This is a genomic window from Mesorhizobium sp. M0522 (assembly GCF_040321085.1).
GTDB lineage: Bacteria > Pseudomonadota > Alphaproteobacteria > Rhizobiales > Rhizobiaceae > Mesorhizobium.
The window spans coordinates 214,449-231,159 of record NZ_JAMYQW010000007.1 but is presented as its reverse complement, the minus strand read 5'-3'; the positions used below and the strand labels follow the sequence as shown (position 1 = coordinate 231,159).

The 16,711-nt window shown below is 63.4% G+C and carries 19 protein-coding genes, 1 tRNA gene and 1 pseudogene; 6 read left to right on the top strand and 15 right to left on the bottom strand.

Translation table 11 applies throughout. The annotated features are described in order from the left end of the window. Positions 1 to 80: 80 nt before the first annotated feature. From NKI58_RS11975 to NKI58_RS11965, 3 genes are all read left to right on the top strand, one after another. Positions 81 to 488 (top strand): lysozyme inhibitor LprI family protein, encoded by a 408-nt coding sequence (locus NKI58_RS11975; protein WP_352787825.1) that lies wholly within the window; start codon positions 81 to 83, stop codon positions 486 to 488. A gap of 117 nt (positions 489 to 605) precedes the next feature. Then, positions 606 to 1,106, top strand: coding sequence for a hypothetical protein (locus tag NKI58_RS11970; protein ID WP_352827349.1), 501 nt, complete (start codon positions 606 to 608; stop codon positions 1,104 to 1,106). An 88-nt stretch (positions 1,107 to 1,194) separates the two neighbouring features. Continuing rightward, on the top strand, positions 1,195 to 1,566 hold the full coding sequence (locus NKI58_RS11965; RefSeq protein ID WP_352570173.1) for a DUF4087 domain-containing protein: 372 nt from the start codon (positions 1,195 to 1,197) through the stop codon (positions 1,564 to 1,566). A gap of 130 nt (positions 1,567 to 1,696) precedes the next feature. Here the strand turns inward: NKI58_RS11965 and NKI58_RS11960 are convergent. The 9 genes from NKI58_RS11960 to NKI58_RS11920 form a co-directional block, all read right to left on the bottom strand. Beyond that, positions 1,697 to 1,781: transfer RNA gene (locus NKI58_RS11960), tRNA-Leu, on the bottom strand. A gap of 73 nt (positions 1,782 to 1,854) precedes the next feature. Then, complete coding sequence (locus NKI58_RS11955; RefSeq protein WP_352570175.1) at positions 1,855 to 2,475, bottom strand: 2,3-bisphosphoglycerate-dependent phosphoglycerate mutase; 621 nt, start codon at positions 2,473 to 2,475, stop codon at positions 1,855 to 1,857. A 41-nt stretch (positions 2,476 to 2,516) separates the two neighbouring features. Beyond that, a complete protein-coding gene (gene dapB, locus NKI58_RS11950; protein ID WP_352570177.1) occupies positions 2,517 to 3,350 on the bottom strand; it encodes a 4-hydroxy-tetrahydrodipicolinate reductase in 834 nt (277 codons plus the stop codon). After that, a complete protein-coding gene (locus NKI58_RS11945) occupies positions 3,347 to 5,206 on the bottom strand; it encodes an ABC transporter ATP-binding protein (protein ID WP_352825475.1) in 1,860 nt (619 codons plus the stop codon). The genes dapB and NKI58_RS11945 overlap by 4 nt, the downstream gene beginning before the upstream one ends. Positions 5,207 to 5,325: 119 nt before the next feature. Next, on the bottom strand, positions 5,326 to 6,351 hold the full coding sequence (locus tag NKI58_RS11940) for a glucokinase (RefSeq protein ID WP_352451886.1): 1,026 nt from the start codon (positions 6,349 to 6,351) through the stop codon (positions 5,326 to 5,328). Positions 6,352 to 6,472: 121 nt separating this feature from the next. After that, positions 6,473 to 7,564: a penicillin-insensitive murein endopeptidase gene (mepA, locus tag NKI58_RS11935; protein ID WP_502897052.1), complete on the bottom strand. Its 1,092-nt coding sequence runs from the start codon at positions 7,562 to 7,564 to the stop codon at positions 6,473 to 6,475. Between the two features lie 56 nt (positions 7,565 to 7,620). Next, complete coding sequence (locus NKI58_RS11930; RefSeq protein WP_352825472.1) at positions 7,621 to 8,529, bottom strand: SDR family oxidoreductase; 909 nt, start codon at positions 8,527 to 8,529, stop codon at positions 7,621 to 7,623. Further along, positions 8,526 to 9,686, bottom strand: a complete 1,161-nt coding sequence (gene queG, locus NKI58_RS11925) for a tRNA epoxyqueuosine(34) reductase QueG (protein WP_352853226.1) — start codon at positions 9,684 to 9,686, stop codon at positions 8,526 to 8,528. Before queG ends, NKI58_RS11930 begins: the two co-directional genes overlap by 4 nt. Beyond that, a complete protein-coding gene (locus NKI58_RS11920) occupies positions 9,667 to 10,359 on the bottom strand; it encodes a glutathione S-transferase family protein (protein WP_352476844.1) in 693 nt (230 codons plus the stop codon). The genes queG and NKI58_RS11920 overlap by 20 nt, the downstream gene beginning before the upstream one ends. 162 nt (positions 10,360 to 10,521) lie before the next feature. Between NKI58_RS11920 and NKI58_RS11915 the strand changes: the two genes are divergently transcribed. Then, on the top strand, positions 10,522 to 11,328 hold the full coding sequence (locus NKI58_RS11915; protein ID WP_352575348.1) for an undecaprenyl-diphosphate phosphatase: 807 nt from the start codon (positions 10,522 to 10,524) through the stop codon (positions 11,326 to 11,328). A 94-nt stretch (positions 11,329 to 11,422) separates the two neighbouring features. Further along, complete coding sequence (locus tag NKI58_RS11910; protein ID WP_352575346.1) at positions 11,423 to 12,673, top strand: flavin-containing monooxygenase; 1,251 nt, start codon at positions 11,423 to 11,425, stop codon at positions 12,671 to 12,673. Between the two features lie 80 nt (positions 12,674 to 12,753). Here NKI58_RS11910 and NKI58_RS35520 read toward each other — a convergent pair. The 5 genes and pseudogenes from NKI58_RS35520 to rsmI form a co-directional block, all read right to left on the bottom strand. Next, a pseudogene (locus NKI58_RS35520) lies at positions 12,754 to 12,881 on the bottom strand (YraN family protein); the annotation flags it as partial. A gap of 99 nt (positions 12,882 to 12,980) precedes the next feature. Beyond that, entirely contained in the window at positions 12,981 to 13,217 is a 237-nt protein-coding gene (locus NKI58_RS11905) for a metallothionein (protein WP_352787846.1), read from the bottom strand. An 83-nt stretch (positions 13,218 to 13,300) separates the two neighbouring features. Further along, complete coding sequence (locus NKI58_RS11900; RefSeq protein ID WP_352787849.1) at positions 13,301 to 14,269, bottom strand: complex I NDUFA9 subunit family protein; 969 nt, start codon at positions 14,267 to 14,269, stop codon at positions 13,301 to 13,303. A gap of 192 nt (positions 14,270 to 14,461) precedes the next feature. Further along, entirely contained in the window at positions 14,462 to 14,839 is a 378-nt protein-coding gene (locus NKI58_RS11895; protein WP_023678973.1) for a YraN family protein, read from the bottom strand. Next, positions 14,832 to 15,758, bottom strand: a complete 927-nt coding sequence (rsmI, locus tag NKI58_RS11890; protein ID WP_352853224.1) for a 16S rRNA (cytidine(1402)-2'-O)-methyltransferase — start codon at positions 15,756 to 15,758, stop codon at positions 14,832 to 14,834. The genes NKI58_RS11895 and rsmI overlap by 8 nt, the downstream gene beginning before the upstream one ends. Before the next feature lie 176 nt (positions 15,759 to 15,934). Between rsmI and NKI58_RS11885 the strand changes: the two genes are divergently transcribed. Then, complete coding sequence (locus NKI58_RS11885) at positions 15,935 to 16,120, top strand: hypothetical protein (protein ID WP_023678975.1); 186 nt, start codon at positions 15,935 to 15,937, stop codon at positions 16,118 to 16,120. A gap of 263 nt (positions 16,121 to 16,383) precedes the next feature. Here the strand turns inward: NKI58_RS11885 and NKI58_RS11880 are convergent, their stop codons facing one another. Then, entirely contained in the window at positions 16,384 to 16,707 is a 324-nt protein-coding gene (locus NKI58_RS11880; protein ID WP_023678977.1) for a low molecular weight protein tyrosine phosphatase family protein, read from the bottom strand. Positions 16,708 to 16,711 lie beyond the last annotated feature (4 nt).

Sequence of the window (16,711 nt, the reverse complement as noted above, 5' to 3'; positions counted from 1 at the left end):
GGCAATGACGGATAGCTGAAGAGAACATAAGGCGGGGCTGAGCAACTTAAGAGCTTGACTGCAACCGGAAAGGGAAATCGATGAAAATAGCGATACTGACTGCTGCCGCGGTTCTGGCTGCGCCGACATTCGCCCTTGCCAAGGACAAGTGCGCCGAGGCCAAGGATCAGGCCACCATGAACCAGTGCTTCGGTGCCGAGTTCCAAAAATCCGACAAGAAGCTCAATGAGCTTTACAAGCAGATCGAAGCCCGCCTGAAGCACGATGCGGATACCAAGAAGCTTCTTGTTCAGGCACAGCGGGATTGGGGCAAGTTTCGCGACGCGGAGTGCAGTTTCCAGACCGCAGGCGCGGCCGGAGGAAGCATGATGCCAATGCTCATCGCGCAGTGCATGGACGGCCTGACGCAATCCCGCGTCAAAGGTTTCGAAGGCTATCTGAAATGCCAGGAAGGCGACATGAGCTGCCCTGTTCCGGCCGCGAACTGACACATGCCACAGCTGATCGGATCACGATGAAGCCGGCGGCGAGCGTGACGTCGCCGCCAGACATGAAAGAATGCGAGGGGCATCATCATTGCGTGAGGGACTTGAAGGAGGTGGATCGTGAAACGCTATGGATCAGTGCTCGCAATGACGATTACGGCATCTGTAGTGTTGGCATGTGCTGTGCCGGCGACAGCCCAGGGCGACCTCGGCTTCGATATCAACGTCACGCTGTCCAAGAAAGCAGCCGCCAAGCTCGCGGCTAAAAAGGAAGGGATCGTTGTCTTCGCTTCCTACTACGGCGACCGAAGCGGAGCGCCGAGAAGCATGCCAACGAAGTCGGCCAGATCGATCTCACGCCGCAGGAACGAAGAGGTCGAGATAGCGGGCACAGCGGGCCACGCCCGCATCAGCGGCACAAAGGTCGACACGAAGCGTCTCGACTGGCTCGCGGGCCCTCCCGAGGTCAACGTCAACGTCGCGTCGGCGCGCAAGAGCAGTCCGGACAATCTGCTCAGCTGCGATTTCATCGACGGTCCACTAAGTGATGTCCAAAGGAAGCCTGTGACGCTTCATTGCGGGTTGATTGAAGAAAATGTGGACACGAAATTAAGGCCATAAGGGCTGCAAAGTCATGTCGCCTCGTTACCGGCGTCAACGCAGATCGTTGACGGCATGACCTGCTTTATTTTAGGGAGGTGAAGATTTCATGCGCCCATTGTTCGCAATCTGTTTCTGCCTGACCATCATGTCCTTGTCTGCCGCCGCCTATGCCGAGCGCCGTTGTGGCTGGTACTCCAGCCCGACACCCGGCAACCTCGTCCTGACCGACAGTGACGGGGATTGGTGGATCCAGATGCAGGGACGCCCGGATCCCAAAGGCATCGACAATGTGCCGGCCTTTGACGAGCGGCAATTCGTCGAGACCAATGTGCCTGGTTCGGGCCACGGCTACGGATGTGCGTGCATGAACGTCGTAACCAACGCCAAGCAACAGAAGATCACCAGAGTGATCTCGGGCCAAGTCCTTCCGCTGCTGCGCTGTCGCAACGACAGATCGCTGCCTAACCCGGACGGATAATTGTTAGATATCTTGTGGATGCCATGGCTGACGGTAGGGCAGCCTAGAGCATTGGATCAAGAAAAAGCCCGGCAAACCGGGCTTTTTCTTGGGTCTCTGAAACCGCATCAATCGGTTCGAAGCGGGAATTTGGTGCCCAGAAGAGGACTCGAACCTCCACTCCTTGCGGAACACGGACCTGAACCGTGCGCGTCTACCAATTCCGCCATCTGGGCTGGTGCGCGCTCATTAAGCGGGCGAGGGATGAGTGTCAACGCGCTTTTTTGAAAGCCGCGTTCCTTCTCCGGCTCAATGCTCCAGCACTTCCTTCGACGCCACCGTGGAATCGGCGTTGAGCGTGTAGATGATCGGCACACCGGTGCCGAGCTCGAGCTTGACGATCTCCTCGCCCGATTTGCCGTCCAGCGCCATGATCAGCGCGCGCAGCGAATTGCCGTGCGCCGCCACCAGCACGGTGCCGCCGCGCAGCACATGCGGTTGCAGATCGTGCAGGTAATAGGGCCAGACGCGCGCGCCGGTGTCCTTCAGGCTTTCACCGCCGGGCGGCGGCACGTCATAGGAGCGGCGCCAGACATGCACCTGCTCCTCACCCCATTTCTTGCGCGCATCATCCTTGTTGAGGCCGGAGAGATCGCCATAGTCGCGCTCGTTCAGCGCCTGGTCGCGAATGGTCTCGAGCTCGCTCTGGCCAACGGCGTCGAGAATATGCTGGCAGGTCTTCTGCGCCCGGATCAGCGACGACGTGAAGGCGATGTCGAACTTCATGCCGCGCGCCCTGAGCTTGGCGCCGGCCGCCTTGGCTTCGGCATGGCCCAGTTCGGTCAGGTCGACGTCGCGCCAGCCGGTAAATAGGTTCTTCAGGTTCCATTCGCTCTGGCCGTGGCGCACGAGCACGAGAGTTCTCGACATATTTGCTCCTTCAAATCTTGTGGATCAGCCAATCTTGTGGATCAGCTTGTCAGGCCGAGCACGTCCCGCATCGAATACAGTCCCGGCTTCCTGCCGCGCGCCCACAGGGCGGCCTTGACCGCGCCACGGGCGAAGATCGCCCGGTCTTCGGCATGATGGGCGAGCGTGATGCGCTCGCCGGTACCGGCCAGCACCACACTGTGGTCGCCGACCACCGAGCCGCCGCGCAAGCTGGCGAAACCGATCGAGCCTGCCTTGCGCACGCCGATATGGCCGTCGCGCACGCGAACATCGTTGCCGGCAAGTGCTACGCCACGCCCGGCAGCGGCGGCTTCGCCGAGCAGCAGCGCCGTGCCCGATGGCGCATCGACCTTGTGCCGGTGGTGCATTTCCAGGATCTCGATGTCGAAATCGTCGGCATCGAGCGCGCGCGCCGCCTGTTCCACCAGCACCGCCAGCAGATTGACGCCGAGGCTCATATTGCCTGACTTGACGATCGTCGCGTGCCGTGCCGCCGCCGCGATCCCGGCATTGTCTTCGGCCGAGCAGCCGGTGGTGCCGATGATATGGGCGATGCGCGCCTGCGCCGCGTAGCCGGCGAATTCGACGGTCGCCGCCGGCGTAGTGAAATCGAGCACGCCGTCGGCCTTGGCGAAGGCCGGCAGCGGATCGTCGCCGATCGCCACCTCGAGCCTGCCGACGCCGGCCAGCTCGCCGGCGTCCTTGCCGATATGGGGCGAACCGGCCCGCTCGATGGCGCCGGCGACGCGGGCGCCCGGTATCGTGTGGATGGCGCGGATCAGCGCCTGGCCCATGCGGCCGGCCGCGCCCACCACCACCAGGCCCATTTCACTAACGGTCGGCGTGTCACTCATGAATGTCTCCCGGCCGCCATTTTCGCGCGACCATTTTCCGCCGCACTCTGGATTGGCTCGCCGTCATCGACAAGCCCCAGCCCCTTCCTGCCTTGCACCCGGTGGAACCGGGCATAGACGCTGTGCGGGTCAGCCATCAACGAGGCATGCGTGCCTTGTTCGACCAGCCGGCCCTGCTCCAGCACGATGATATGGTCGGCATTGACCACCGTCGACAGCCGGTGCGCGATGACAATGGTGGTGCGCCCTTCCATGACATGGGTCAGCGCTTCCTGGACGCGGGCCTCGGCCTCGTTGTCGAGCGCCGAGGTGGCTTCATCGAGCAGCAGGATCGGCGCCTGCCGAACGATGGCGCGTGCAATCGATACACGCTGGCGCTGGCCGCCCGACAGCGTCACGCCGTTCTCGCCGACCGGCGTGTCGTAGCCTTGCGGCTGCTGGCGGATGAAATCGTCGGCCGCGGCCTGTTGCGCGGCGCGTTCAATCTCGGCGTCCGTGGCGCTCAGCCTGCCGTAGCGGATGTTGTCGCGGATGGTGCCTTCGAACAGATAAGGCTGCTGTGAAACATAGGCGATCGAGCCGCGCAGCGAATGCTTGGTGACCTTTGAAATGTCCTGGCCGTCGATTTCGATGCTGCCCGACTCGACGTCGTAGAAGCGCTGCAGCAGCGCAACCAGCGTCGTCTTGCCGGCGCCCGAGGCGCCGACGATGGCGGTCACCTTGCCGGCGGCGGCGACAAAGCTCAAATCCTGCAGGACCGGCGCCTCTTCGACATAGCGGAAGGACACGTTGTTGAAGCGCACTTCGCCAGAGGTGAATTTCGCCTCGGCGGCTCCCGGCACGTCACCCTGCTGCGGCTCGAGGTCGAGAAGCTCGTAGATCATGCGCGCATTGACCAGCGACTTTTCCATGCCGACCTGCATGCGCGCCAGCCGCCTGGCGGGGTCATAGGCAAGCAGCAGGGCGGTGATGAAGGCAAACACCGCGCCCGGCGGCTGGCCGCCGACGGTCGCCCGGTAGCCGGAATAGGCGATGACACCGGCGACGGCGAAGCCGGCCAGCATTTCGGAGATCGGCGTCAGCCGTTCCGAGACGCGGGCGATCTTGTTTGCCCGCTGCTCGGCGCCCGCGACGAGGCCGCCGATGCGGCGCGACAGCTCGTCTTCCAGGGTGAAGGCCTTGACGATAGCGATGCCTTGCGTCGCTTCCTGCATGGCGCCGATCAGCCGCGAGTTGATCTGCACCGATTCGCGGGTGATGCGACGCACCCGGCGCATCAGATAGGTGACACTGTAGATCAAGGGCGGCCCGATCAGCAGCGACATCGCCGAGAGCATCGGGTCCTGCCAGATCATGACGCCAACCAGCGCGACAAGCGATACGGCATCGCGCGCCAGCGATGTCAGGGTCATCGACAGGAGATCGCGGATGCCGTTGACGTTCTCGTTGATCTGCGCGGCGAGCCGGCCCGAGCGGGTGTCGTTGAAGAAGCCGACGCCGAGCTTCATCAGGTGGTCGAAGATGCGGCGTTGATAGCGCGCCACCAGATTGTTGCCGATTTTGGCCAGCGTCACTGCCTGGCCGTAGCTGGCCAGCCCGCGCAGCATGAAGGCGGCCAGGATCGACACGCTGATCAGCGCGATAAGATCGCCGCGCTGCTTATAGAAGATCTGGTCGACGACATCCTTCATGATCCAGGCGGTGAAGGCGGTCGTCGCCGCGATCGTCACCAGGCACAGCACGGCAAGAACATAGTACCAGCGATAATCGCGGCTGTTTTCGGCGACGATGCGGCGGATCACCGCCACGATCTCGCTGGGCCGGGCTTTCCCTTTGGTTGGTGCTGGAAGTGTCAAGTTGGAGCGCTTTGTGGTTTTGGCTTCGGCCGGCTGCAATTCGGCAACCTCTTAACGCCCCGATGGCGGCTTGCCTATGGCCGAGGACGGCGAAACTTCGTCGCGGCGCAGCTTGTATCCTAGACCCGCCAGCGCCGCCCCGCCGTCTGCACGCCGAACAGCGACGGATTTCTGGCATAGGCGGCCAGCCCTAAAAGCGCCGCCAGCGGATGAGTGATGACATAGACCGGCATGCTGCGCATCAGGGCGCTGTGCGGCGCCTTGTCCTCGAAGGCGGCGCGGAAATTGCCGGTGCGCAGCGCCGGCAGGATTTTTTGCGCGATGCCGCCGGTGAGAAACACGCCGCCGCGGCTCATGAACACTAGAGCGAGATCGCCGGCGGTGCGCCCCAGGCAAGTGACGAAGATCGACAGCGCCTCTTCGGCCACCGGATCGTTCTTTGCCAGTGCCGCGGCGGTGACCTCGGCAGGCGTTGTAAAGGGCGACGGCTTGCCGTCCGCCTTGGCCACCGCCCGGTAGGCATTGACCAGGCCGCGTCCGGACAGGATCTGTTCGCCGGAGATGCGGCCCTCGAGCTTCTCGATATGCGGAAACACCTGGAAATCGCGCGGCGAGCGCGGGCCGATATCCATATGGCCGCCCTCGCCGGGTACCGGTATCCAGTGATGCAGCGCATAAACCAGCCCGGCGACACCGAGCCCAGTTCCCGGGCCGAGCACCACCCGCCCGGAATTCGGTTCCGGCTCGTCGCCGCCGATCTTTTCCATGTGCTCTTCGCCGAGCGCGACGACAGCCAGCGCCTGCGCCTCGAAGTCGTTGAGCACCACGACGTCGCTGAGACCGAGACTGGCGAACATCTGTCTCGGCTTGACGATCCATGGGCAATTGGTAAGCGGGATCTCGTCGCTTTCGACAGGACCGGCTACCGCCAGCACAGCTGAATTCGGCCGGACCGACGAGCGGTCGAGCACGGCCGACTGGATCGCCTCGTCTATCGTATTGAAGTTGGCGGTCTGGACGATGGTCGGCTCGCCGGCCTCGGAATTCGCGTCGAGCACAATCGAGAAGCGCGCATTGGTGCCGCCTATGTCGCCGATCAGGATCGGAAATCGCAACAGAGTGTCGTCGTCGCTTACGCCTGGCATGCTCTCGTCCGTTCCCGACGCGTATCGCCGTTCTCTCGTTGACTAGCGCATGACCGCAAAAAGGGAAATCGGTTTTCGAAGTGGAGATGCACGGATGCAGACAGCAAACACGCTGCCCGCATCAGTGCCCCGGTCGTGGCCGCGGCAGCGGAATGCCGATCTCGGGGGTCGCCACAAAGGCGTTCGCCGAGGCCGGAAGCGCTGCCGCGCCGGCTGCGACCGTCGGCGGCGGCGAAGGTTCTGCCGCGAGAGCGGGTTCTGCCGCGATCGGTACGCCGCCATAGTAGGTGACTGCTTCGGCCGAGGCCGGAGCCGGCGCGTCGAGCACGAACTGGCATTGTCTGGGCAGGTTCGCCATCGTCATCACGTCGCGTGCCTTCGGCTTGTCCGGGTTCTTGTTGGGGCGCCACGGCCCCTCGGTGAACCACCAGGCCAGCGCCTGGTCGCAGCCATCGCCCGGCGCCGTCGCTTCCTGCGCCTTGCAGTCGGGTGATCCAGCCTGGCAGCCGATGCGAATGTGGAAGTGGTAGTCGTGGCCCCAGAACGGCCTGACCTTGCGCAACCAGCCGCGGTCGCCTTTGACCGTGTCGCAGAGCTTCTTCTTGATCCCTGGATTGACCAGGATGCGCTCGACTTCGGGATAGCTCGCGGCGCGCTTCAACAGCCGCGTATGCATCGGCGTCCACAGCCCGTCCTTCACCAGGTGAGTTTTTTCATCGACCATCAAGGTAGCGCTGATGTTTTCGCGCTCTTCGGTAGAAAGCTTGCGGTCGGGCATCGGCGTCAGCCAGATGTCGGAGTCGAGGCCGATCTGGTGAGAGGCATGGCCGGTCAGCATCGGCCCGCCGCGCGGCTGCGAAATGTCGCCGATCAATAGGCCCGGCCAGCCGTCGGCGGCAGCGTCGCGCGACAATTTCTCGATCAGCGCGATCATTGCGGGATGACCCCAGCGGCGGTTGCGCGACGGCCGCATCACCTCCCAGTGCCGGCCATCCATGGGCAGGGCGACGCCGCCGGAAAAACAGCCTTTGGAGTAGAAGCCGATCGATTGCGCTGCTGCGACCGCCGGCAGCCTTTTGGCGCCAAACAGGTCTTTTGCCCGTTCCTCGGCGCCCGCCGTCTGCGTTGCCAGCGCTGTCAAGCTGGCGACGGCCAGTGCTGCCGAAAGCAGCAGTGTTTTGCCGGGCAAGGCTCGCTTTAACGTCTTCCCCAAGCTGGACCCCTCCGCGATTTGAACCGCATCATACCACGCCCCGCGCAACGTATCGATCATGACCGTTTCATCGGGCTGCGCGCCTCGCCGTCGCGCCAGTCGCCGCTCGCCCACATGGCGTCGAGCGCCGAACGGTAGTCGGGGAAGCGAAACCCATAGCCGGCCGCCTTGATCGCCGCGTTGGCGACACGCTTGTTCTCGCCGTAGAAGGACCGCGCCATGGGCGAAAGTTGGGCGGTCTCGAACGGAATTTCGGGCGGCGGCTCGATGCCCATCAATCGGGCGGCATAGGCGACGACGTCCTGCGGCGGCGCCGGCAGGTCGTCGGTGACGTTGAAGATGCCGCCGCGATTGCCTTCGGCCAGATGCCAGAGCGCGCCGGCAATGTCGTCGCAATGGATGCGGTTGAACACCTGGCCCGGCTTGACCAGCCGCCGCGCAGTGCCGTTTTCCAGATTGACCAAGGCGTTGCGGCCTGGCCCATAAATGCCGGAAAGCCGCAGGATCGCCACCGGCCGGCCGGTGTCGTGGCCCAGTTTCAGCCAATCCTGCTCGGCGGCAACCCTCATCGCTGATCGCTTCGATACTGGCCGGCATTCGGCGGCCTCGTCCACCCAATTGCCGCCATGGTCGCCATAGACGCCGACGGTCGAGAGATAGGCGATCCATTCGAGCTCCGGCATGTTGGCCGTGATCACCTCGCGAGCCGCACCCAGCACCGGGTCGCCGGCCTCGTCCGGCGCGACCGAGACGACGAGATGGGTTGTCTTCCCAAGCGCATCGCCGATTTCGGAGGTCAGCGTGCCATCGAAACGCAGCGGCACGATACCGGCTTGCCGCAGCGCCGCGAATTTTTCCAGCGACCGTGTTGTACCGAAGATCGCTGTGTCGGCATCCTTGTTGGCGCGGGCAAAGGCCTTGCCCGAATAACCGGCGCCGAAGATGAAAATCTGCTGTTTGGTCATGTATGTGCCTCGATCGGCTTTGGCAGGGCCAGAAGCCATTCGCCTCTCACCGCCTCGTCATCTTCTGCTTGCAATGCGGCCGCTGCACGCTCGGCAAACTCCCGACTCGGCACCAGCCGCAACAGCGCCCATACCGCAGCTCCGCGAACCAGGGGCGAGGCGTCGTCGAGCAGCGCGCGGACGGCGCCGGCCAGCGAGAAGTCCTGGGAATTGCCGGCGGCGATCAGCACGTTGCGGATAAAACGGGCGCGGCCGATGCGCTTGACCGGCGAGCCCGAAAAAAGCACGCGGAAGGCAGCGTCGTCGAGGCGCAGCAGCTCGGCGATCGGCGGTTCGCGCAAGTCCGCGCGGGCGGCAAGCTTTGCCTCCGAAGCGGCTTGGGCGAACTTGTTCCACGGGCAGGCGGCCAGGCAGTCGTCGCAGCCATAGATGCGATTGCCGATCTTTTCCCGGAACTCATGCGGGATCGGTCCTTTGTTCTCGATGGTGAGGTATGAAATGCAGCGCCGCGCATCGAGCCGGTAAGGCGCCGGAAAGGCATCCGTCGGGCAAACGTCGAGGCAGGCCCGGCAGGAGCCGCAATGGTCGTCCTCAGGCGCGTCCGGCACCAGTTCGGCCGTCGTGAAGATGGTGCCGAGGAACAGCCAGGAGCCATGCGTTCGGCTGACCAGGTTGGTGTGCTTGCCTTGCCAGCCGAGGCCGGCCGCCTCGGCCAGCGGCTTTTCCATCACCGGCGCGGTGTCGACAAACACTTTCACGTCCCCGCCGGCGCGCGCCACGATCTTGCCGGCGATCTCCTTCAGCCGGCCTTTCATCACGTCATGATAGTCGCGGTTCTGCGCATAGGCCGAGATCGCGCCGCGGTCGCGCTTTGCCAGGATGTCGCGTGGGTCGTGGTCGGGGCCGTAATTCATCGCCAGCACGATGATCGAGCGGACCTCTGGCCAAAGCGTCGTCGGTTTGCCTCGCCGCTCGAGCGTTTCGGCAATCCAGCCCATCGAGCCGTGAAAGCCGTCGGCAACGAATTCGGCCAGCCGTTCCGGCGCCTGCGGAATCGCATCGGGCGTGGTGACGGCAACGGCGTCGAAGCCGGCATTCCGCGCCTCGCGGTCGATCAGCGCGCGCAGCTTTGCCGTATCAGAAATCGAGGTCCGCATAATGTGACACCGGCGACAGGCCACGCACCCGGTCGGACAGAAGCGGCCGGAACGAAGGCCGTGATTTCACCCTTGTATACCATTCGCGCGCGGCGCTGTGTTCGCGCCAGTCGATCTCGCCGAGATAGTCGAGCACCGACAGTGCTGCCGCCGCCGCGAGATCGGCATAGGTGACCTTGTTGCCGGCCAGCCAATGACGGGTGCCGGCCAGCCAGTTGGTGTATTTCATGTGCTGGCGGATATTGGCGCGGGCGGCGCGGATCGCCGCCGAATCGGGCGATCCGCCGCCTGCCGTTTCCGGCATGACCGGCTTCAGAACGCGTTCGCGCACCAGATGCCGGGTAACCTCGCTTTCCGCCTTGTTGAGGTACCAGTCGGTCAGCCGGCGGATTTCGGCGCGCTCCATCGGATCCTCGGCGAATAGCCGCTTGTCGCGCTTGAGTACGCCGCGCGTCTCGTCGAGATATTCGGCAATGACCATCGCGCCGACGATCGGCACGTCGCCTTCGGCGAGCAGGATCGGCAGCGTGCCGGCCGGGTTCAGCGCCAGGAACTCCTTGCGCCGCGTCCACGGCTTCTCCTCGATCAGCGCCAGTTCCTCGCCATACTCACCAAAGGCGAGGCGGACGAAGCGGCAGCTGGCGAACATCGGATGGTGGAAAAGCGTCAGCATGGTCCCGCGATAATAGAGCGCACTGGCAAATCGCCGGCTGCGCCGGTAAGTCTTGGCCGCCCGATTCAGCGGGCTGTCAGGGTGCTGCGACCTATAGGGGGAGTTCCGCGCCGTGACAAGCAAGCCCTTTTCTCAAGCCCTCACTCCAACGCCGAGGTTGCCATGGAAAGCCAGACCGTCGTCGAAGCGCTGCTGCTCGGCCTGCTCGAGGGCCTGACCGAGTTCATTCCGGTATCTTCGACCGGTCACATCCTTCTCGCCGGCCATTTCCTCGGCTTTCATTCGACCGGCAAGGCCTTCGAGATCCTGATCCAGCTCGGCGCCATATTGGCGATCCTCAGCGTCTACTTCCGCCGTCTCTGGAAGATGCTGCTCGAGCTACCCTACGATCGGCTGACGCGGCATTTCGTCCTTGGCATTCTCATCGCATTCCTGCCGGCGGCCATTATCGGCGCACTGGCGCATGACTTCATCAAGACGGTGCTGTTCGAATCGCCGCGGCTGATCTGCATCATGCTGATCATCGGCGGTGTCATCCTGCTGCTGGTCGATCGCATGAAGCCGAAGCCGTATTACCACGATGTCGAGCGGTTCCCGACCAGGCTTTATCTGCAGATCGGGCTGTTCCAGTGCTTGTCGCTGATCCCCGGCACGTCGCGCTCGGGTTCGACCATCGTCGGCGCGCTGCTGCTCGGGGTCGACAAACGGGCGGCGGCGGAATTCTCCTTCTTCCTCGCCATACCGACGATGGTCGGCGCCTTCGCCTTCGACCTGTTCAAGAATCGCAATGTGCTGAGCAGCGCCGACCTGCCCATCATCACCGTCGGTTTCGTCGCCGCCTTCGTCACGGCATTGATCGTCGTGCGCTTCCTGCTCGACTACGTCTCGCGCCACGGCTATGCGCTGTTCGGCTGGTGGCGGCTGGTCGTCGGCATCGTCGGGCTGGCGGGGCTGGCAATCTGGGGGTGAGCCGGCGCGGATAGCGCAATCCCAGCCGGAACTCTATTCTTGCCCGAAGCCGAGCCATACGATCTTGTGGACGTTTGGTTGGCAGGGGGAATGCATGAGCGAAGTTCTTGACGCCCTCGTTATTGGCGCCGGTCCGGCGGGACTCGGCGTCAGTTACTTCTTGAAACGGCAGGACCGCGACCACCGCGTGCTCGATCGAGGCCGGATCGGCGAGACGTGGCGAACGCAGCGGTGGAACTCGTTTCGACTGAATTCGCCGACCATTCGCTCCATCTTACCCGGTGATTCCTACGAGGGGCCCGAGCCGTGGGGCGCGATAAGCCACCACGAATTTGTCGCGTATCTCGAAGGCTATGCCGAGCGGCACCGCCTGCCGGTAAGCACCCAAACTCCGGTGCAAGAGCTGACGAGAGACGACGGGATCTTTCGCATCACCACGACGGACGGGGCATTTCTGGCGCGCAACGTGGTGATCGCCACCGGCGACCAGAATCGGCAGGTCCGGCCAGCAGGGTCGGCGGATTTGCCAACCGCAATTGGCCAAGTCGATTCCTCGGCTTATCGCAACCCGGCCGAGTTCGAGAGTGGCGCGGTGCTGGTGGTCGGCAGCGGCCAGTCGGGCGGCCAGATCGCCGAGGATCTGGCGTTGGCAGGACGTGTGGTCTTTTTGGCGACCAGCCGCAACGGCCGTTGGGTGCGGCGCTACCGCGGGGGCAACATACTTAAATGGCTGACGCTGTCCGGTTTTCTCGACGTTCCGCGCAAGGAACTCGTCCTCCCTTCCGGCAAGCTGCAGGCCCGCGCGCTGGTCGGCGCGACGCACACGATCAGTTTGCAATCGCTGAGTGCGCAAGGCGTGGTGCTGCTCGGCCGCTTCAGGGGAGTGGAGAATGGCAGCCTCGTCTTCGGCGACGAGCTCGACGACCACATGCGATTTGCCGACGAGGTCTCCGCGAATACCAAGCGCCTGGTCGACGGGTACATCGAGCGCGCCGGCCTCGATGCGCCACTGGCCGAGGATGATCCGGCCGAGACGGTTGACCCGCGCTTGCCCGATCCTCCGATCCGCTCCCTCGACTGGACGGCGAGCGGCATCAGATCAGTGATCTGGTGCACGGGCTTCACCGGCGATTTCTCATGGGTCCGGCTCCCCGGCGCCCTCGATGCAGCCGGCCAGCCCGTCCACGAGGATGGCGTCGGCGCTGTTCCAGGTCTCTTTTTCGCCGGCCTCGATTTCGGATCGACGCGGAAGTCGGGCACCATACCGGCCATTCCAGAGGAGGCGGCCGCCGTCGTGGAGCGACTTGTCCAAGCGGGAGCCGACTTGCCACGGAACGGCGTCTAAACGAACCGTCGAACGCGGGTTCTTGAACGTGCAAGAACATGACAGCTCTGGCGCGATCAAGACGACGCACGCTGCCTTTTGTCGAAGCGCACCGACAATTTTCCGTAGTCCATTGGTGCGACAGCCAGAAATCGCGGGCACCTTCGATACGGCGCTCCGATTCGCGGCCGACTGCATCCATTGCCTCCATCAGCGTGCGGCGGCCTTGACCTTGGCTGGTCGTCGTCGTGCTGAGAGCACTGGCCATATGGGACGAGCCGGCGCAGTCGTTCGGAATGGTCGACCTGGAGACGCCAAAGGAGGTGCGTCAAGGCGCACGATCGGTCAGCGCGCTCGCGCCTTCCTCCGCGGCGCAATGTGCGCAGCAGTAGATGATGTCATCCTGTTCGACGCCATGTCCGATGATCCGGCATCCGCAATGCGGACATATCGGAGCAAGTTTCTGGACCGCGCATTCGAAGCTGTCGAATGTGTAGGTCTCGTCGGCAATCGTCACGTTGAAAGCCTTGTCGTAGTCATTCCCGCATTGATCGCATCTGGCCATAGTTCTTCTCCTTCTTTCACTGGCTTCAAGCTCGACCAACCTGTCGCGCGGCGATAGGTTCCCGCCAGGATCAGGGGGCCGTCCTAAGCCGGAGACGAGAGCGAGCCTACGCGACGGCGCTGTTCGATCGCACGGATCACCTCGTCGATATCCCGCGGCTCGATGTCGAGTTCCTTCAGGCCAGGCGCGTCGATTGCTGCCACATTGTCCTGACGCATAAGATCGATCTGGTTGCGCGTTATGGGGGCAGCCGGGAGGAGTTCCGCGACGCCAGCCAAGGCGTTCCATACCGCAAACGGCACCGGCATCAGCTTGACGTGCGTATCGAGCTGTCGGGCGATCTCCCGAAGCAGTTCCTTATAGGTATAGATACGCGGGCCACCGAATTCGAATATGGATGAACCCTGGGTTCGCCCGTCGATCAGCCGGCTCACTGCTTCTGCGACGTCTGCCACATAGACCGGCTGAAGCCGTGTGCCACCATCGCCGAACAGCGGATAGACCAGCAGGAGGCGTATCATCCTCACAATGGTCGTGAGGAAAGCGTCGTCAGGTCCTGTCATGACGGCGGGACGCACAATGAAAGCGCCGGGAAATGCGCTTTCCACGGCACCTTCTCCGCGCCCACGCGCCCTTATGTAATTCGAATCCGATTGAGGATCGGAGCCGATCCCTGAAATCTGGACGAACTGGTCGATCTCGCGGTCGCGCGACGCGGCAGCGAGATCGGCCGCGGCTTTCACATGCACGCGTTCAAAGGTCTGGACGCCCTGCTCGACGTAAAGACTGACGGCATTCACGACCGCCTGTGATCCGGTAATGGCCGACCCGATCGAGGACGCATCCAATATATCCGCCTCGACTGCTTCGGGCATCCTTGTAACCGAGGAAAAGACCAGGGCCACGCGAGCCGGATGGCGAGATGCGGCGCGCACCGTGAAACCTCTTTCCAGGAGCCGCTTCACGATCCTGCGCCCGAGAAAGCCAGTTCCGCCGAACACGGTGACGATCCGTTCCGGGTTGAGATCGTCGGGATCCATTTGCCTCGCCATCCCTTTGTCCTCGCATAGCTGCCACGCGGACTGCCCTGGCCGGCATTTGAACCAGCCCGTCGAACATCAGGACGATTGGGGAACAACGCAGGAACGCTTTTGTTCCAGTCAGCGCTGGGCGGATGCTTGACAGATCGGCAAACCATGATCTGAACCGCAGGCGCAGCAAAACGGCCCCACGTCGAGAATGGCCTAGTTTCGCCCGTAAAACACATTCTCGACATGCACCGGCCAGCGCCACGGCAGCACCGCCACCATGTCGAAGCGCACCGATAATTTTCCGTAGTCGGATTGGCGCGACAGCCAGAAATCGGCGGCGCCTTCGATGCGGTGCTCCGATTCGCGACCGACGGCTTCCATTGCCTCCATCAGCGTGCGGCGCGCCTTGACCTCGACGATCAGCACCAGATCGCCACGCCGCGCGATCAGGTCGATCTCGCCGAACCTGGTGCGGTGGCGGCGGGCAAGAATTCGGTAGCCTTTCAGCATCAGCGCCGCCGCCGCCAGCCATTCGCCGTGATGGCCGCGCCGGTAGGCCTTTTGCCGGCTGGCGCTCGGCCGTTCAGCCATCGCCGTCTCCGCCGGTCCCGTCTCTTCCGGCATTCTTGAGGTCGAGCAGCCGACGATAGAGCGTCTGCTTCTGGCCACCCGTCATCTTGGCGGCTTCCGCCGCTGCCTTGGAGGCCGGCATCTCGGCGGCGAGCGAAAGCAGCAGCCGGTCGATGTCTTCAGGCTCATCAGCGACAACATCCGCCAAGCCGACGCAGATGACGATTTCGCCTTTCGGCGTATCAGCTGCGGCGTAATGGCTGGCGAGCGACTGCAGTGTGCCGGTCCGCATCTCCTCGAAGGTCTTGGTCAGCTCGCGGCCGATGGCCGCCTTGCGGGCACCGCCCAGCACCTCGACCATGGCACTGAGCGTCTCGGCCAGCCGGCGCGGCGATTCGAAGAAGATCAACGTTGCCGGCACCGCCTTCAGCGCTTCCAGCCGCGTCAGCCGCTGCCCGGTCTTCACCGGCAGGAAGCCGGCAAACAGAAACGCGTCCGAGGGCAGGCCGGATGCCGTCAAAGCGGCAAGTGCTGCTGATGGGCCGGGGATCGGCACGACACGAATGCCGCGTTCCAGCGCCTCACCGACCAGCCGGTAGCCGGGGTCGGAGATGAGCGGCGTGCAGGCATCCGAGATCAGCGCTACGCTTTGGCCGGCCAGCAGCGCCGCGATCAGCTTCGGTCCGGCCTCGCCGGCATTGTGCTCGTGGTAGGCGGTGGTGCGGCGGCGGATGCCGTAGCGGTCGAGCAGCACGCGGCTGACACGTGTGTCCTCGCAAGCGACGATATCGGCGGCGGCGAGCGTTTCCAGCGCGCGCAGCGTGATGTCGGCGAGATTGCCGATAGGCGTCGCCACCAGGTAGAGCGCCGGCTCGAGCGGCCGGGCGGCGATTTCGGTCTGCCCGACCACATAACTGCGTTTGGCCGATTCGCCGGTCACCTGCACAACTCCGTTCGACCCTGTTTGGCACGGCTCACGCTTGGTTGCAAAAGCCTGGGTTGCAAAGGCCCTGGTTCCAAAAGGGATGCCGACGTGAACCGGCCGCCATGCCTTCGCCACAGTAGGGAACGAAACCGTTGCCGGCGAATTTTACCCCTGATCTCGGGAGGAGCAGGATGAACAGCCTGACGATACAGGACGTCTTCGAACCCTACTATGCCGGCCGCAAACGCTTCGCCGCGCCATGCGACAAGAGCCTGCCTGCCGAAGCCGCAGATGGCAGAGCCAAGAAGCCGCTTGCACGCCAGCGATCGGCAGAGAGCAAGCCCGCAAACGAAACCGACCGCACGATGGAGCACTGACCGGACGATGCCCAATCGCTTCGACATTTTCATCACCCGCCTCGAAACAAAAAGCGCCCGCGATGGCGCAGCGTCACATTCCACAGACGACCAGCACCATGCCTCACGCGACAAAAGCGAGATCAAGCCGGCCCGTTCCGGAGAGACCAGCGAAAAAGATCGCGCCAAACACCGCCACAAGCACGAGGCTTGACCCCGCAAACCTTAGCGATCGGTCGAGACAGTTCTCGAAGCGCGGTTGCGAATGCTCCGCGATGTATCATTCAACCCAGATACTTCGAGACACGCGCCTCCAGCAGGCCCACCAGAGCCGGGTCCATGAATGCATAGTCGTCGGGAATATCGAGGCAGATTACTCGAGCCTTTTTCAGGCTTGTCTTGAATTTCTGCTGCAGTTTGGCGCGGTGCGTTTTTTCCATCACGAAGATGATGTCGGCCCAGGCGACGAGTTCATGCGTCAACGGTATGTCGGCATCGTGATTAGTGCCGGCCGAAGCGACCTCGATGTCCCGCCGCTTGGAAAACACCTGCTCCGCCGTCGGGCTGCGCAAGCGATTCTGGCTGCAGATGAAGAGAACGTTCTTCAACGTG

Bases quoted from the DNA above. Each gene is read 5' to 3' on its own strand.
- NKI58_RS11975 (WP_352787825.1), top strand. From the start codon at position 81: ATGAAAATAGCGATACTGACTGCTGCCGCGGTTCTGGCTGCGCCGACA.
- NKI58_RS11965 (WP_352570173.1), top strand. From the start codon at position 1,195: ATGCGCCCATTGTTCGCAATCTGTTTCTGCCTGACCATCATGTCCTTG.
- NKI58_RS11955 (WP_352570175.1), bottom strand. From the start codon at position 2,475: ATGTCGAGAACTCTCGTGCTCGTGCGCCACGGCCAGAGCGAATGGAAC.
- dapB (WP_352570177.1), bottom strand. From the start codon at position 3,350: ATGAGTGACACGCCGACCGTTAGTGAAATGGGCCTGGTGGTGGTGGGC.
- NKI58_RS11940 (WP_352451886.1), bottom strand. From the start codon at position 6,351: ATGCCAGGCGTAAGCGACGACGACACTCTGTTGCGATTTCCGATCCTG.
- NKI58_RS11930 (WP_352825472.1), bottom strand. From the start codon at position 8,529: ATGACCAAACAGCAGATTTTCATCTTCGGCGCCGGTTATTCGGGCAAG.
- queG (WP_352853226.1), bottom strand. From the start codon at position 9,686: ATGCGGACCTCGATTTCTGATACGGCAAAGCTGCGCGCGCTGATCGAC.
- NKI58_RS11920 (WP_352476844.1), bottom strand. From the start codon at position 10,359: ATGCTGACGCTTTTCCACCATCCGATGTTCGCCAGCTGCCGCTTCGTC.
- NKI58_RS11915 (WP_352575348.1), top strand. From the start codon at position 10,522: ATGGAAAGCCAGACCGTCGTCGAAGCGCTGCTGCTCGGCCTGCTCGAG.
- NKI58_RS11910 (WP_352575346.1), top strand. From the start codon at position 11,423: ATGAGCGAAGTTCTTGACGCCCTCGTTATTGGCGCCGGTCCGGCGGGA.
- NKI58_RS11905 (WP_352787846.1), bottom strand. From the start codon at position 13,217: ATGGCCAGATGCGATCAATGCGGGAATGACTACGACAAGGCTTTCAAC.
- NKI58_RS11900 (WP_352787849.1), bottom strand. From the start codon at position 14,269: ATGGCGAGGCAAATGGATCCCGACGATCTCAACCCGGAACGGATCGTC.
- NKI58_RS11895 (WP_023678973.1), bottom strand. From the start codon at position 14,839: ATGGCTGAACGGCCGAGCGCCAGCCGGCAAAAGGCCTACCGGCGCGGC.
- NKI58_RS11885 (WP_023678975.1), top strand. From the start codon at position 15,935: ATGAACAGCCTGACGATACAGGACGTCTTCGAACCCTACTATGCCGGC.